A 15,107-nucleotide genomic window follows, 5' to 3' on the forward strand; every position below is an offset into this window, starting at 1 on the left:
AGGAGAAAGCTCATAATCTTTGCTCATATGTCTAAATTGGAGAGCCAAGCAAAAGTTTGTTCCACAATAGAGATGTTCAAAAAAGTGTGTCAAATCAAAAAGAAAGTAATAAATTGATATAAAAAGGTGAAATAGAAAACCACTTATTGGCTGAAAGTGAAGAAAATAATAGAAAAAATGGGAGAAATGCAAAGGCTTTACGTACAAGTGCAGATTTATTTGAACTTTTAACACCAAGAGATAGAGAAGGAACCCCAAATAGTCAAAAAAAGGCAAACAAACTTACATCCAGGGCTTGAAACGAAGATTTTAAGCACATTTGCAATACCAATCGATTTCCAAAAAAATCTTCTCATGCTAGCTAGTTTTTATTGCTGAAAGTGGTTGTATTATTTAGGTTCTTAGTAATATTTAATATTAAATTAATAGTAATTCATTAAAAATTTTCATCAAAAATTATTTCAAAAAAATTTTAAATTAGGGGTTGACAAGTTTTAAAAGTGGAGTACTATTCCTGAAATACATTAGATTGCTAATTTTTTATGGTATGTAAGTGTGTGATGGCTAAGGTAATTTTACGTTTGTGAGTGGGCTATGTTATGTGAAGGCATTCCAGAATTCTTGTTTGAGGGAAGATGGTCCTTTCTGTGTTGCTTGAGGAAAGAAAAAAGCTCAGGGTGAGAGTGGCTTGTTATAGTGTGATTGCTTAGTTAAGTTAGGTAAGTTTTTATAAATGTGGAGGGACAAATGACTTTAAACAATGATGATTTATTAGTTAGTGCTGCAGGAGTAGGACGCCTTAGTGACGTTAGAGAACTTCTTGAGAAAGGGGCTAATATTGAAGCTAGAGATAGTGATGGTTACACATCTTTGCATAGGGCTGCTGAAGGAGGTCATTTAGAGATAATTAGATTTCTTATAGATAAGGGGGCCAACATTGGAGCTAAAAATAAGGATGGTAAAAACCCTTTAGATGTAGCAAATGACCTTGGTAAAACAGAAGTAGTAAACTTTTTAGGACCAAAGCAAAGTGATACCAATTCTCATTGTTGTCCAGTCAAATAGGAAACATTGCAGAGTTGTTTAATTGTGGAGCTGGCAAGAGAAGTAATAAATTTGCACAAAGCACCCTCAAGTAGAGCAATTGTATCGTATATTTTATTGCGCAAAATGTTCTGTTTTATATATAACCAAAGCCTCTCAACAGGATTTAGCTCAGGTGAGTATGGAGGTAGGTATATAATGTCGATATTTTTAGGTACCTTTAAATTTTTTGACCTATGCCAACTAGCACAGTCCATAACGAGAAAAGCCTCTCGTGTTTCTAGATATTGCGAAATTTGCTCAAGAAATATGTTCATGCAATCAGTGTTGACATTTGGTGCAAATAAGCTAGAACTCTCTCCATTTCTAGGATTAACTGCACTATAGAGATAGAAATTTTGCCTACCTAATTTTGTTTTAACCTGTGTTCTAATCCCCTTTTTAAACCACCCATGTCCAACTTTTGAATGTGTGCCAAACCGTGATTCATCAAAGAAAAATAGCTCTTTTTCTGGATACTTGCTAATAGCTCCATTGAGATTTTTTTTTGAATTCCTCTTGTTTGCTTTTATCTTGTCCATTATGAACTGGTCTTGGTGTAATATATGAGAATTTCATCTTTTGCATATGGCGGTGTACTGTAGATTTGCTGATATTTAATCCGAACTTTTCCTGGATTCTTATTCTCATTTCTTTAATGGTGATATTAGGATTTTCTTCTATCCACTCTTCAATTTGCTGTAGTTGAGCCTGATTTAATTTAGTTTTTCTACGACGTTGTGAAGGAGCAAACAGTTTTTCTTCTCTGCCAATTTTCAAGAGTTTTACCCACGAAGTTAGTGCGCTTCTTGAAATGCAATATATTTTTGCTACAGCCGTTATACTGTACTTTTTTGCTGCAATTACAGCATTTAGTTTTTTTGAAACATATGCATTATTCCTTACTTTCTTCAGCATTTCTTTTGCTGATTCTACTACTTTTTCATCCAATAATTTTGATCTTAATGCCATTTAAACCTCGCTATTTTACTTACTTCAGTATGGCTTTTCTTCCATCATTGTCCATCTGTTTGCCCTGTAATGGGAATTGGTATGAGTATGATAGACTTTTATTTGCTGCTGTAGAAAGTGGGAATGTTAGTGAAGTTACAAATCTTCTCAATATTGGAGCTAACATCGAAGCTAGAGGTGCAAAAAATGAAACGCCTTTATGTGCAGCTTCTCGTATAAACAAATTGGATGTACTTGAACTTCTCCTCAGTAGAAATGCTAATGTTAACGTTCAAGACGATGATCGAAGAACACCTTTACATCACGCTGCTTACCTTGGTAAGGGAGTTGAACTCATCCTTGATAAAGGTGCTAATATTGAAGCCAAGGACATAAACGATTGGACGCCTTTGCACTATGCTGCTTGGGGAGGTCAATCAGATACAGTTAAAACGCTTGTAAATAAGTGGGCTAACATTGGAGCTAAAAATAAGGATGGTGGAAAACCTTTAGATGTAGCAAATACCTCTCGTCAGTCAGAAGTAGTAAACTTTTTAGGACCAAAGCAAAGTGAGTATGATAGACTTTTATTTGCTGCTGTAGAAAGTGGGAATGTTAGTGAAGTTACAAATCTTCTCAATATTGGAGCTAGTATTGAAGTTAAAGGTGTAGAAAATGCGGAGTTTAGGTTAGCCCGTTATGTAAAAAGAATTATGGAGATGAGTAATTACCATAATGTTTATTCGGAAAAAAATCTGAGCTTGAAAGGATAAAAGGAGAATTACCAGAGTCAGTAAAGAATGCAGTATTTTCATCGGAGGTATGTATTAAAAGTGTTTACTATAGTAATGAGTATTTATATCCTGCTAGTGATTATCTTAGCCATGATAGGGATAGAAGGAGAGTATTTACTTGGAGGCCAGGGGGCAAAGATAGTTCATGTCAATGGAAATTTGAACCTGAAGGTAACAACATATATATAAAAAGCACTTATTTTAATGAGTATTTATATCCTGCTAGTGATTATCTTAGCCATGATAGGGATAGAAGGAGAGTATTTACTTGGAGGCCAGGGGCAAAGATAGTCCATGTCAATGGAAAATTGAGGATTGTGGATCTACTCGCAAGAAGCGTGATGTACAATATAGTATTACAAAAGAAGCTAAGTGTGATCTATCTTATGATAATGCATCAGACAATTCATCGCAAAGTGACGAAATAGGCTATAACAAAATAGGAGCTACAAGCGGAGCAAGTAAGCCGTCTTCATGGATAGATGCTGTTAAAGGTGTTTTTCAGTTTATCTCTTCCCCTTTAAGGGCTGCGTTGCCTTCATTTTCAGAAAATAGCTCTAGCCGTTCTGGTACAGCAGGAAGTAGCTCCAATCATTCTGATACAGTAAGAAACCCAAATATCCAATATACTAGCCAATTTAGTCGTGAAGTTTGTGCGAGTAATAATGCTAGCTTGATGTTTTTCTTGTTACAAGCTTTTCTAGATAAAAAGTGTCCTCTTCCTAAGTTTTCTGATGTTAATCCTGTAAAGGCTCTTTTTTACACATCGGATATTATAAAGTCGTTCAAGGAAGTATTAGAGAAGCAAGCTGAATCGAAAGGTGGTATAAAAATGCACCGCTTAGATATTAATTTTGAGAAATTATTTGAGAAGATTAATGAAAAAATTAGGAGTGGTGAATTTAATGAAATTTCAGGGATTTTAAAATCATACGCAGAGGAAGCATTGCCTGGTAGAGAACCCGGAGATCCCGGTAGATTAAGTCCGAAAAAGTTTGATAAGTTTATGGCTGAATTTAATAGAAGAATAGACCCAGTAATAAATCAATTAATGCAACAAATGTTAAGCAGATTAGAAGTGAGTGACGTAAAAGAACAACAAATAAGCTTGGAGCCTAAAAGTTATCTAAATAATACTTCTGTTCAATGTCATTTAACTCAAGCTAGAGGTCAAGGTAAAGTATTAATTCCTTAATTTTTGAATTTCATCTATCGAAAGGCCGGTAATTTGAGCGATAACATCAATAGAGACACCGGCCTTAAGTGAGTTCTTTGCCACTTCGATTTTCTCTGCTTTTCTGCCTTTTTCATGTCCGATTTGGATGCCTTCTTCTCTACCTTCTTCTCTACCTTTTGCAGTAGCATCATCAAGTTTTTGAGCGAGGACAGCCTGTTCATCAAGAATACGTTTTATTTCCTGTTCATAGGCAATAAATTCTTTTTCTGACCAGTTGAATCTATTTAGCTCTTCATAGGCCTTTTTAATTATTACATCACTACCTATTATTTTTTCCAGCTCTTCTTCACTAGTCTCATCTGCATATCGAAAAAAATAAACCCATTTTTCAACTATATTTTCCAACTGATCTTCCTTATTCTTTGGAAATTTTGGCAACTCAATAAATATAAAATAGAAATCTTTTAGATCATGCTCATTGGTGTCTTCATCTCGAATAGTATGCTTTGATTTGTACTCAGATTTATTAGGAAACAGTACACAATCTGCTATAGCAATGAAGATAATTTCCTTAAGGTTATGATACTGGTCACCTTTATCAGCTTGCCTTGAGTAAGCTTTAGCAGCATAGTATTGGGCACGTTTTTCAAAGCCTTTAGTTTTAGCGACCTGCATCTCGCAAATGTATTGAGCACCTGTAGAATCTCTACAGAGAACATCAACAATACTTTGCTTTTTAGCGGCGATATCGGGGTCTTGAATAGTACTTAAAAACTCTATATCCTTTATTTCATCTTTGCCAGTGAACCCCAAAATATCATTGAGAAAGTGAATGAGGATGTCTCTATTTTTTTCAGTACCGAAGATACGCTTAAACGATACATCATTTTTGGGATCAAGAAACTTAGAAAAAGTCATAAGAAAGAACCTTAAAAAGCATTAATAATTATACACAATTCTGAAGAAATGTTCAAGTTTTTTATTTTTTTAAGTTTTGAATGCGTTGATGAAAAAAATGTCTCCCATAGATGGCTTTAGAATGCTACTACGCACCTTAGACGTCCTTTTTACATCTTTTATCAACCCTTCTATAAAGCGCCTTAAAAGGCCGGCAAATGGATGCTATGAGTTTGGAGCTGTAGGAGACATCAAAGATACCCTTTTTGGTGTATAAAAATACGAATCTACGACAACATCGTTTAAAGAAATTAGCAGCTATTAATATCTTCTACCTTTTCATAAAAAAATAAACAAAAAAAATTGAAAATTTGATTTGACTTCACCCAAAAGCTATGGCTTTATGCCAATACTACTAAGAAAATAACAGTAAACATTTAAAAATAATTTATTATTAGTGAAGGGTATATTATATGAACAATAAGAATAAAAGTAAAGATCGTAAAAAAGAAATAGTGACCTTACCCAGAAAAAGTGGAGAGAAAGAAAGGAGTTTTTTCGAGTAAAATAAAATTTTGGAGGATTAGAAATGGCAAGAGAATATACGGCAGAATTCAAATTGGAAGCTGTTAAGCTGGCAAATGAACAAAGAAAGGTAGGTCAACCAGTTGCAAAAGTAGCAAGAGATCTAGGAATAAGGGATAGTGTATTAGGAAAATGGATGAAGAAATATAACGAAAAAAAGTCAGCGGCAAATGCATTTCCAGATGTAGCACCTTATGACAAAGAGAGATTTGATTTACAGAAAGAGTTAGCAAAAGTAACAAGAGAAAGAGACATTTTAAAAAAAGCCCTGGCCAGTCAAAAAGAGTAAAATATTTTTTCATAAAAGAGCATAGTAAACACTATAAAGTGCAGGAATTATGTAGGGTTTTCTGCTAGTGGCTACTATAAGTGGACTACAAGGAAAATAAGCAGTAGAGAATCAGCAAATAAAGAGTTATTAGCAGATATTCAAAAAATATATCAAGCTTCTAAATGTAGATATGGAGCTCCTAAAATTCATGCTGAATTGAAGGCTTTGGGTAAAAGTTGCAACTTAAAAACAGTGCAAAGTATTATGCAGAAAAATGGTATTCAGGCTATATTGAGAAGAAAATTTAAAATTAAGAAACAACAAACGGACAGTAGCTCCCAATATATTAGACCAAAACTTTATTGTCGATCAACCAAATAAAGTATGGGATTACTTATATAAAAACCAAAGAAGGATGGCTATATTTGGCAACAATAATCGATCTATATTCACGCATGGTAGTTAATGAGCAGTTCAATAAATAAACAATAGGTTATGGACTCTTTATTAATGGCCGTTAACAAGCGTAAACCTGCCAAAAATCTACTATTACATAGTGATCAAGGTTCACAATATACTGTGCAAGGTTATCAATATCTCTTATCCATAAAAAACATAGATGAGTCATAAAGGTTGTTGTTACGACAATTCTGTTGTGGAAAGCTTCTTCAGTTCTCTAAAAAGGGAGTTACCAATAGACACCTCTCGGCACTCTAAACAGCATATCAAAACTGCTATATTTGAATATATAGAAATTTTTTATAACAAACAACGTCACTATTAACTATTGCATTCCTGAGCATTTTGATTCATCATTCTCTTTGTGAAAAACATTCCAAACTTTCTCTCCACTTTTTCTGGGTAAGGTCAAAAAAAACGCCGATATTTTAGTACATGGTAAATAGCCAACTACCACGGGGCTTCTTTTGCCTTTTTTTTTATTTGGTAGATTTCTTAATGTTTATGGCTAAACGACAATCGTCATCCCGCTACGTGTTAGCGGGATCTAGAGATACCGCGGCGGTATGACGGTTCGTGGCGGTATGACGATAAGGTTTATACCTTGTCATCCCAGTGTCAAGCACTGGGATGGCTTTGTTGCATCGCTAGCTATGATGGATTAAAGATAAAAAAGATAGGGAATATCAGTAGCTTATTATTCTGGTATTTATAACAAGAACGGTCAGTGAATACCTAAATTTGAGTAAAAGAAATTTCACTACCACTCACTAATCTGGCTAAAATTCAAGAATTTCAATGCTTTAGCTATTTTCAATAGAATTAAATTTATTAATATAAATAACAAATTACTATTCTTAAATTTGATCAGATTGATTGCAAAAAAACAAGATTTTCAATAGGTTGCTTATAATCCTAACTATAGTTAGCCTTTCATAAGTAGCGATGCAACAAAGCCCACTGGGATCCAGGAATTTTATTAAGTTGGTGAGCATAAAAATAGCTGTTTTACGTTAAAATACAATGTTTTGATGATTATGGAAAGGCTGGATTCCAGTGTCAAGCACTGGAATGACACCATAGGGGCACTGCCATCATAAAGGAACCAGTGTCAGCTACTTGAATGACATCATAGGGACACTGCCCTGACAACCGTCATCCCGCTACTTGTTAGCGGGATCTATGCTTTGAGATACTGCGAATGAATCGCGGTATGACGGTTAAGTAAGGGATCTATGCTAAGAGATGCCAAAGACCTTCATGAAACTTTGCCCATTTGGCTTCTCTAAAGATTTCGTTTACAGAATCTAGTAACTCAGCTATGCAGAATGAAAAAAGTTTGTATGGTATATAAATAGTGTGTTTTTTTTGTAATTATTTTCTATAATACGCAAACCTTTGGTTCAGTAAATGCTACCATAGGCATTAAAAGTTAATTAACAAACTGCAATGTATAATGAAATAAAGACACTTGCAAGATTTTGATCTTGCAAATCATAAACTTATCATAAAGTTTAATAGTGTCTGTTACTGCTTTTAGGTGTGAGGCTAGAGGGTTATTAGCAGTAACAGACACTATTAAACTTATTATAGAATTTACTTAAAGTAAATACTTAATTTAAAATATTATAATACTTTTACTTACAATAGATTTATGTAAATGCTTTTTTCCTCAAATTAGTATTGTACTATTATACTTGTTGAATGCTAAAAAATTATTAACCATCACTAATCTCTATTTGCATAGTAAGTTTATATATACTATTATACAGTATATCACTTAGTTTTATAGCAAACAAACAAAAGATATGGTGAAGTTATTTGCACTATTGATAATATTTTACTCAAATATATCTGTTGCCTCTGCTCCTACTTCCTGGCAATTTGGATTTCCTGCTCCTGCAACTGAAGTAATGGAGGCTGTAGTTAGGTCACATTCGTTTGTGATGCTTGTGATGGTTACAATAATGCTTTTTGTGTGGGCGCTGCTTGCTTATATAGCGTTTCGCTTTCATAAAAGCAAAGTAACAAACATAAGTAAAACTACCCATAGTGTTCCTTTAGAAATTATTTGGTTTGTTATACCAACTATCATTGTTGGAATATTAGCCTTTGAAAACGCTAAATTACTGAAGCTACAGGAAGAAATACCGAAAGCTGACATAACACTAAAAGTTATTGGCCATCAATGGTATTGGAGCTACCAATATCCAGAATATCAAGGTGTGTCATTTGATAGTTATATTAAGGGAAAAGAAGACTTTATCGAAGGAGATTTAAAGCTATTCTCTGTTGATAACAACATCATTTTACCCGTTAATACTAACGTTCGTTTACAAGTTACAGCAGGAGATGTGATACACAGTTGGGGAGTACCGGCTTTTGGTGTAAAAATTGATGCGATACCAGGTAGGCTGAATGAGGCGTGGTTTAATATCAAAAAGCCTGGTGTTTATTATGGGCAGTGCTACGAATTGTGTGGTCAAGGCCATGGATTTATGCCAATTGTTGTTGAAGCAGTAAGCAAAGAAGATTTTAATAAGTGGATTGAAAATAGAAAATTAGTGAGTTAAATTTGGAGTATAGATATGAGTGACGTACCAAAGGGCATAAAGCGTTGGTTGTTTTCCACCAATCATAAAGATATAGGGACACTGTACATTATTTTTTCCATATTAGCTGGAATTATTGGTGGATTATTATCGGTGATTATTCGCACTCAGCTAATGCACATTAATATACTTAACAATAACTATCAATTATATAACGTAATGGTTACAGGGCATGCGTTGATAATGGTGTTTTTTATGATAATGCCAGCCCTCATGGGAGGATTTGGTAACTGGTTTGTACCTCTCATGATTGGCGCACCAGATATGGCGTTTCCTCGTATGAATAATTTGAGTTTCTGGTTATTAGTGTCATCTTTTATTTTGCTCATTCTCTCAGTGTTTATTGGTGAAGGTCCAGGTACAGGTTGGACTTTATATCCACCTTTATCACAGGTAATGTCCCATCCAAGTGCAGGAGTTGACATTGCTATACTTGCACTTCATGTTGCTGGTATGTCGTCAATTGTTGGGGCGATCAACTTTATAGTTACTATATTTAACATGCGCACAAAAGGAATGTCATTAACTAAGATGCCACTGTTTGTTTGGTCTGTCTTGCTAACAGCATTTATGTTGATTGTTGCCTTACCAGTGCTTGCCGGTGCTATAACTATGCTTCTTACTGATCGCAATATTGGTACTTCCTTTTTTGATCCTGCAGGTGGTGGTGACCCTGTGTTATTTCAACATTTATTTTGGTTTTTTGGTCATCCAGAAGTTTACGTAATTATTTTTCCTGCATTTGGCATCATAAGTCAGGTTGTATCAACTTTTTCTCACAGACCTGTATTTGGTTACATAGGGATGGTTTATGCAATGATAGGTATAGCAGTATTTGGCTTTATGGTTTGGGCTCACCATATGTTCACTGTTGGGCTTAGTGCTGACGCTGCTGCATTTTTTAGCACCACCACAATTTTTATCGGTGTTATAACTGGTGTAAAAGTCTTTAGTTGGATTGCAACTATGTGGGGCGGAGCAATTGAGTTTAAGACCCCTATGCTATTTGCACTAGGTTTTATTTTTATGTTTGTTGGCGGTGGCATAACGGGAATAATTCTTTCTCATGGTGGAATAGATAAGCTCCTGCACGACACCTATTATGTTGTTGCTCACTTCCATTATGTCATGTCACTTGCTGCATTATTTGGAGCTTTTGCTGGCTTTTATTATTGGATTGGTAAAATGTCGGGTAAACAATATAATGAGCGCTTAGGTCAAATCCACTTTTGGCTTACTTTTATTAGCACCAATATCACTTTTTTACCTCAACATTTCTTAGGATTAGCTGGTATGCCAAGGCGTATACCTGATTATCCTGATGCGTTTATCCCTTGGAATTATATATCCTCAATTGGTTCGTATATGTCCTTTGTTTCAGTTATGTTTTTTGTGTTTATAGTTATACATCTTTTTAAATGGGGCAAGAAAGCTGGAGATAATCCTTGGGGAGGTGACACCTTGGAATGGACGGTATCTTCACCACCGCCTTTTCATACTTTCGAAAAACCACCAGTGGTAAAATAGAATGTACACAAGTGTTTTGCTAAATGTTGAATCAACAATACTGGATTTTTGGCGTTTGCTGAAGCCAAGGATAATGTATCTTGTGGTATTTACTGCAGTTGCTGGTATGGTTACTGCACCAGGTAGTATGCACCCTTTTCTAGTACTAATATCTCTTATATGTGTTGCTCTTGGCTCAGGATCTGCAGGTGCTATAAATATGTGGTATGACAGAGACATAGATCTGCTCATGGAAAGGACAAAAAACCGCCCTATACCTTCAGGTAGAGTTTCTGCAGAAAGCGCGCTTGAATTTGGTATAACTCTTGGAATATTGTCAGTATTTATCATGGCAATAGCAGTAAATTATATTTCTGCTGCTTTGCTTGCAGTTAGCATATTATTTTACGTTTTCGTATATACAATTTGGCTAAAAAGGCGTACTCCGCAGAATATCGTTATCGGTGGTGCAGCAGGTGCTTTTCCTCCAATGATTGGCTGGGCAGCTGTAACTAATTCTGTCAGTTGGGAAAGTTTCATTTTATTTTTAGTAATTTTTATGTGGACTCCGCCACACTTTTGGGCCCTATCTTTAAATAAGTCTGAAGACTATGCAAAGGCATCGATTCCAATGTTCAATATTGTTTATGGTCCGGAAAAAACAAGAAAATATATATTAATTTATAGTGTCTTGCTGGTGCTAACTAGCTTGCTTCCAGCTCTATTCTTGAAAAAGGCTTTACTTTATCTAAGCATGGCAATTTTTGCAGGTTGCATCTTTATTTGGTACGCTATATCAATTCTCAGATTCAAGAACCACAACTCACAGAAACAAATGTTTTCTTACTCAATTTCTTATCTATTTTCCCTATTTGCCAGTATTATTTTTTGTTCTATTGATTTATTTTAGTTATGAAAGAACGGCAGAAACATAAAAACTATTTTTTCCTTTTCCTTTTGGTAATGCTCGTTGTCACACTTTTTTTTGTTTCTATAATAAAATTTAAAGGTGCAGCTTAAACTACCTTTAGAAATTGTGCTTTCATAAAAGCAACTATATACTTTGTTAACCGATATAAACAAAGATGAGTAAAAAAGAAGTGACAATATATACGGATGGGGCGTGTTCTGGTAATCCTGGAGCGGGAGGATGGGCAGCTATCATATTATTTCAAGATTACAGAAAAGACATTTATGGTAGAGAAGAAAATACCACAAACAATAAAATGGAGTTAACAGCGGTGATCAATGGGCTGAAAGTATTGAAATTTTCTTGTAATATTAATTTATATATGGATAGTCTTTATGTTAAACGTGGCATAACAGAGTGGATAAATAAGTGGAAAATGAATGGCTGGAAAACAAGTAATAAAAAATCAGTAAAAAATATGGAATTGTGGAAAGAGCTAGACAACGTTGCTTCACAACACGAAATTGATTGGAAGTGGGTTAAAGCACACAGTGGCGATAAGTATAATGAGGAGGCTGATAGTTTAGCAAGAAAAGCAATAATCGATGCTTAAAAAAATCACTATATCACTTTCCATAGTTCTATTGTTTGTATTCTGCTTATTTGTCTTTTTTAAGGGTGAGAGTCCTTTAGAAATCAATATTAATTATATTAATTTTTATGTTAAACATAAAATATCAAAGATATTTGTTGGCTCAAGCGTTAATATGGAGAATACCTCAGTTGTTTGGCAGAAAGGTAGTAAAGATCCGTATTTAGTCATTACAGATTTGGCAATAGCAAATCCTAATTTTACTATAAAAGTTCCTGAGCTTTTTGTACATTTTAAGTTAAGTTCCTTATTTAAAGCTAGCACAAATCTCTCTCAGGTTTCAGCTGATAATGTGCATGTATATATCAAGAGAGAAGAAACTAATGTTAATCCGCAAAACTCATTAGACCTTTTGGATAATCATTATTTAAGTAATAACCGCCTTCCTTCGGTGTCATTCCAGCGCGTGACGCTGGAATCTAGAAAAAAAGAAACCTGGATCCCAGTGTCAAGCACTGGGATGACAGGAAAAAAAGATATTGGGATGACAGGAAAAAAAGATACTGGGATGACAGGGAAGAATTTCAAGATGACAGAAAGCAGTGCAAAAAATCTATTAAAAACAATAAGGGAATTTTTTTTTGACTTAAATGCGGATTCAAAAATTGAATTTACTAACATCGCTATTGATAAAAGCACAGAAGATGAATTTTTTATTGATAAATTATATATAGGGAAGGGGGAAGATTTTAATGTTTTAGATATTCATGTGAATACAAAAGATGGAAAGGGATTTTTGGATGATTTATCAATTACGATAAAAAATCGCAACAATTTGCTAAATGTGTACGGGACATTTTATGATCTAAAATTGGGACTATTGAGCAAGTTTTCTACATTAGTTAAAAGCTACAATTTGGACAAAAATATAGGATTCAAAGGAAGCTTCTCAGTGAAAATTAATAAAAAGGATGAAATTGTAGATGGAAATATATACGTATTAAATACAGAAAATTATTTGAACAAAAATTTGGCCTTAACTAATGTAAATATAAATTTAACATATAGTAATGGAATTATTAGTGTAAAAAACTTCCATTTTAAGTTAAATGACACGTATCTCTCTTTAATAGGCAAAATGAACTTTAGTACAAGTCATGCTTTGCTTAGAATTAATATTAGTAAGTTTGCTGCAAAGGATTTATGTACTTATATACCAGATAGTGTAGTAAATAGTAAATTTAAAAGCTGGTATTGTGATAATATCGAAGGGGATGTTTTAAATACCATTGTAAGTTTCAATGGCAAAATTAACAATTTGGTTGATGACGATCTGTCAGACATTGTAATTGTTGCTGATATAGAAAACGGTAGCGTAAAATTTGATGAAGATTTTGAGCAAGTAAAGGAATTAAAGGGTGATTTGATCATCAAGAATAACGATCTTGAAATTACTGTAAATAGCGCTAAGTTTCAGAATTTCACTGTTAATGGTGGTGATATTGAAATGAAATCTCTAAATAAGGAAGATTCAGTTCTAACCATTAATGGCAAAGCTGTAAGTGATGCGTATGGTTTATATGAGCCTATAAGATTTAAGCTGGATGATGTGGTGAAGGTTGAAAGGGATAAAGTAAGTGGAATGGCAAAATCCGTATTTAATTTTCGCATTTTTAATCTAAATGCTGATGACAAAAAAGTAGACTTCTCAGCAAATTTTCATTCTGAAATTGACAATTTGGCCGTCTATAATGCAAGTCTTGGTAAATATGATATTAAGCTTAGTTTTGGCAGTGACTTTATAGATTTAAATGGTAGTGGTATGGTGAATAACACACAGCTATTATTTGACCTGAAAAGTAGCAATAGGAATGAAAGTTTCGCCTGGAATTTGACCGGAGATTTACCCGCTCAAATACTTAATTTTGATGAAAATATAGGTGGCTATGTCAATACAAATATAGAATCGGTGATAAATCAAGATAAGACGGGGCATGTTAATGGTAATATGGATTTATCAGAGCTTGAATCACGTTCAAGTTATTTAGGATGGAAAAATCGTTTTGAAGATCACAATAAAATTTTGTTTTCTACAAGGTTAAAAGGAGCAGGTGAATTGTTAATAGACAAATTAGATGTTGTAGGAAATGACCTAGATATAAAATTCAGCGGAAGAGTAGAAAATGGAAATTTATATTTAAATTCTAGTAGTTTTAAATTGCCTGATAATGATTTTAGTATAGAAATTGAATCAGGTAAGGAAAAAAATGCCATAACTATTTATGGTGAGGAAATTAACTTAAGTGATATTTTAGGCTTGCTTGGCAAAAACAGTAATGGATTAAACAAAGATATAGAGATTAGTATGAATGTTGACAATGTAATCATGAAAGAAGGCATCGTTATCAAAAATGCTAAGCTGAATGTAACCTGTACTAAAGGTAATTGCGATGGAAGTCAATTTACAGGACAGTTTCTAGAAGATAGCAGCAACATACTAGCGGAATACAGTGGAATAGGGCTCGAAATATATGCGGATAATGCAGGTATACTTTCGCGTTCCTTAGGCATTAGTAAATCAATTAAAAACGGCAAATTGTCTTTTTATATCTCTCCTCAGAGAGAAAGTGGAGAACATTATGGTACGTTATCCATTAGCAATTTCTACATCAAAGATGCTCCACTACTTACTACTTTATTGTCGATGTCTTCATTGCCTGGTATCGTAAATGCCATAAAGAACGAAGGTGTATACTTTTATAAATGTAATGCACCTTTCTCATACAAAGATGGCACTATTGAAATTGAAGAATCTTGGCTTGAAGGGGCGGAGTTAGGTATTAGCACTGGTGGTAAGCTCGATATTAAAGATTATAAATTCCAGGTTGCAGGACAAGTAATACCAGCATATTCAATTAATAAATCTTTGTTAAAAATTCCTATAATTGGAAAACTTCTTACTGGTGGGAAAAGTAGGGGAATCGTTTCAATAGACTATAAAGCAAGTGGTGATGACAAAAACAATAACGTATCTGTTGATCTTATCTCTTCGCTAACTCCAAACCTATTAAAGAGGTTATTGGGAGTGTTTGATCGCATTATGACAAAAACTAACGAAAGTGGCTTAAAAGGTGGTGTGAAAAAGAAATTTGGTTCGATATGACCAAAAGGGAAGTTATTTAACAAAATTATGGACAAAAATGCAAGAATTTCAGAATGATCTACCTGGTTTTTTATTTAGTTGTTTAAGTAATACCACTCCCTTTAACC

General features: G+C 34.1%; 13 protein-coding genes and 1 pseudogene. 12 read left to right on the forward strand and 2 right to left on the reverse strand.

From position 1 onward, the window contains the following. Positions 1 to 122 precede the first annotated feature (122 nt). Positions 123 to 324 (forward strand): annotated as a pseudogene (locus ABWU31_RS03340) (IS256 family transposase); the annotation flags it as partial. Between the two features lie 423 nt (positions 325 to 747). Further along, positions 748 to 1,065 (forward strand): ankyrin repeat domain-containing protein, encoded by a 318-nt coding sequence (locus tag ABWU31_RS03345; RefSeq protein ID WP_353271056.1) that lies wholly within the window; start codon positions 748 to 750, stop codon positions 1,063 to 1,065. Here ABWU31_RS03345 and ABWU31_RS03350 read toward each other — a convergent pair. Then, positions 1,044 to 2,055 (reverse strand): IS630 family transposase gene (locus ABWU31_RS03350; RefSeq protein ID WP_265029767.1). Its coding sequence is split into 2 segments (ribosomal slippage): positions 1,044 to 1,592 and positions 1,594 to 2,055, totalling 1,011 coding nucleotides; the frame shifts between segments, so codons are not numbered across the junction. The genes ABWU31_RS03345 and ABWU31_RS03350 overlap by 22 nt on opposite strands. On the opposite strand from ABWU31_RS03350, the gene ABWU31_RS03355 reads away from it, so the two are divergent. Together ABWU31_RS03355 and ABWU31_RS03360 are read left to right on the forward strand one after the other, a co-directional pair. After that, positions 2,049 to 2,807, forward strand: coding sequence for an ankyrin repeat domain-containing protein (locus ABWU31_RS03355; protein ID WP_353271057.1), 759 nt, complete (start codon positions 2,049 to 2,051; stop codon positions 2,805 to 2,807). The two genes, ABWU31_RS03350 and ABWU31_RS03355, sit on opposite strands and share 7 nt — an antisense overlap. Before the next feature lie 289 nt (positions 2,808 to 3,096). Next, entirely contained in the window at positions 3,097 to 4,023 is a 927-nt protein-coding gene (locus tag ABWU31_RS03360; RefSeq protein WP_015589129.1) for a hypothetical protein, read from the forward strand. On the opposite strand, the gene ABWU31_RS03365 is transcribed toward ABWU31_RS03360, so the two are convergent. Next, complete coding sequence (locus ABWU31_RS03365) at positions 4,012 to 4,923, reverse strand: Rpn family recombination-promoting nuclease/putative transposase (RefSeq protein WP_353271058.1); 912 nt, start codon at positions 4,921 to 4,923, stop codon at positions 4,012 to 4,014. The genes ABWU31_RS03360 and ABWU31_RS03365 overlap by 12 nt on opposite strands. A gap of 568 nt (positions 4,924 to 5,491) precedes the next feature. Between ABWU31_RS03365 and ABWU31_RS03370 the strand changes: the two genes are divergently transcribed. The 8 genes from ABWU31_RS03370 (at position 5,492) to ABWU31_RS03405 (ending at position 15,000) form a co-directional block, all read left to right on the forward strand. Next, positions 5,492 to 5,776, forward strand: a complete 285-nt coding sequence (locus ABWU31_RS03370) for a transposase (protein WP_038198869.1) — start codon at positions 5,492 to 5,494, stop codon at positions 5,774 to 5,776. A 147-nt stretch (positions 5,777 to 5,923) separates the two neighbouring features. Then, the gene (locus ABWU31_RS03375) at positions 5,924 to 6,139 is read left to right on the forward strand and encodes an IS3 family transposase (protein WP_245836010.1); all 216 of its coding nucleotides are present in this window, start codon (positions 5,924 to 5,926) and stop codon (positions 6,137 to 6,139) included. A 238-nt stretch (positions 6,140 to 6,377) separates the two neighbouring features. Next, positions 6,378 to 6,542 carry an IS3 family transposase gene (locus ABWU31_RS03380; protein ID WP_081600772.1) on the forward strand — a complete coding sequence of 55 codons (165 nt, stop codon included), beginning with the start codon at positions 6,378 to 6,380 and terminating at the stop codon, positions 6,540 to 6,542. A gap of 1,483 nt (positions 6,543 to 8,025) precedes the next feature. After that, the gene (coxB, locus tag ABWU31_RS03385; protein ID WP_353271059.1) at positions 8,026 to 8,790 is read left to right on the forward strand and encodes a cytochrome c oxidase subunit II; all 765 of its coding nucleotides are present in this window, start codon (positions 8,026 to 8,028) and stop codon (positions 8,788 to 8,790) included. A gap of 15 nt (positions 8,791 to 8,805) precedes the next feature. After that, on the forward strand, positions 8,806 to 10,356 hold the full coding sequence (gene ctaD, locus ABWU31_RS03390) for a cytochrome c oxidase subunit I (protein WP_236514833.1): 1,551 nt from the start codon (positions 8,806 to 8,808) through the stop codon (positions 10,354 to 10,356). Between the two features lies 1 nt (position 10,357). Then, positions 10,358 to 11,245 carry a heme o synthase gene (locus ABWU31_RS03395; protein ID WP_077188168.1) on the forward strand — a complete coding sequence of 296 codons (888 nt, stop codon included), beginning with the start codon at positions 10,358 to 10,360 and terminating at the stop codon, positions 11,243 to 11,245. 175 nt (positions 11,246 to 11,420) lie between these two features. Further along, the gene (rnhA, locus tag ABWU31_RS03400) at positions 11,421 to 11,858 is read left to right on the forward strand and encodes a ribonuclease HI (protein ID WP_353271060.1); all 438 of its coding nucleotides are present in this window, start codon (positions 11,421 to 11,423) and stop codon (positions 11,856 to 11,858) included. Next, positions 11,851 to 15,000 carry an AsmA-like C-terminal domain-containing protein gene (locus ABWU31_RS03405; protein WP_236514830.1) on the forward strand — a complete coding sequence of 1,050 codons (3,150 nt, stop codon included), beginning with the start codon at positions 11,851 to 11,853 and terminating at the stop codon, positions 14,998 to 15,000. The genes rnhA and ABWU31_RS03405 overlap by 8 nt, the downstream gene beginning before the upstream one ends. The last annotated feature ends 107 nt before the right edge of the window (positions 15,001 to 15,107 follow it).

It is taken from the genome of Wolbachia endosymbiont (group A) of Alloplasta piceator, assembly GCF_964028505.1.
Classification (GTDB): Bacteria; Pseudomonadota; Alphaproteobacteria; order Rickettsiales; family Anaplasmataceae; genus Wolbachia; species Wolbachia pipientis.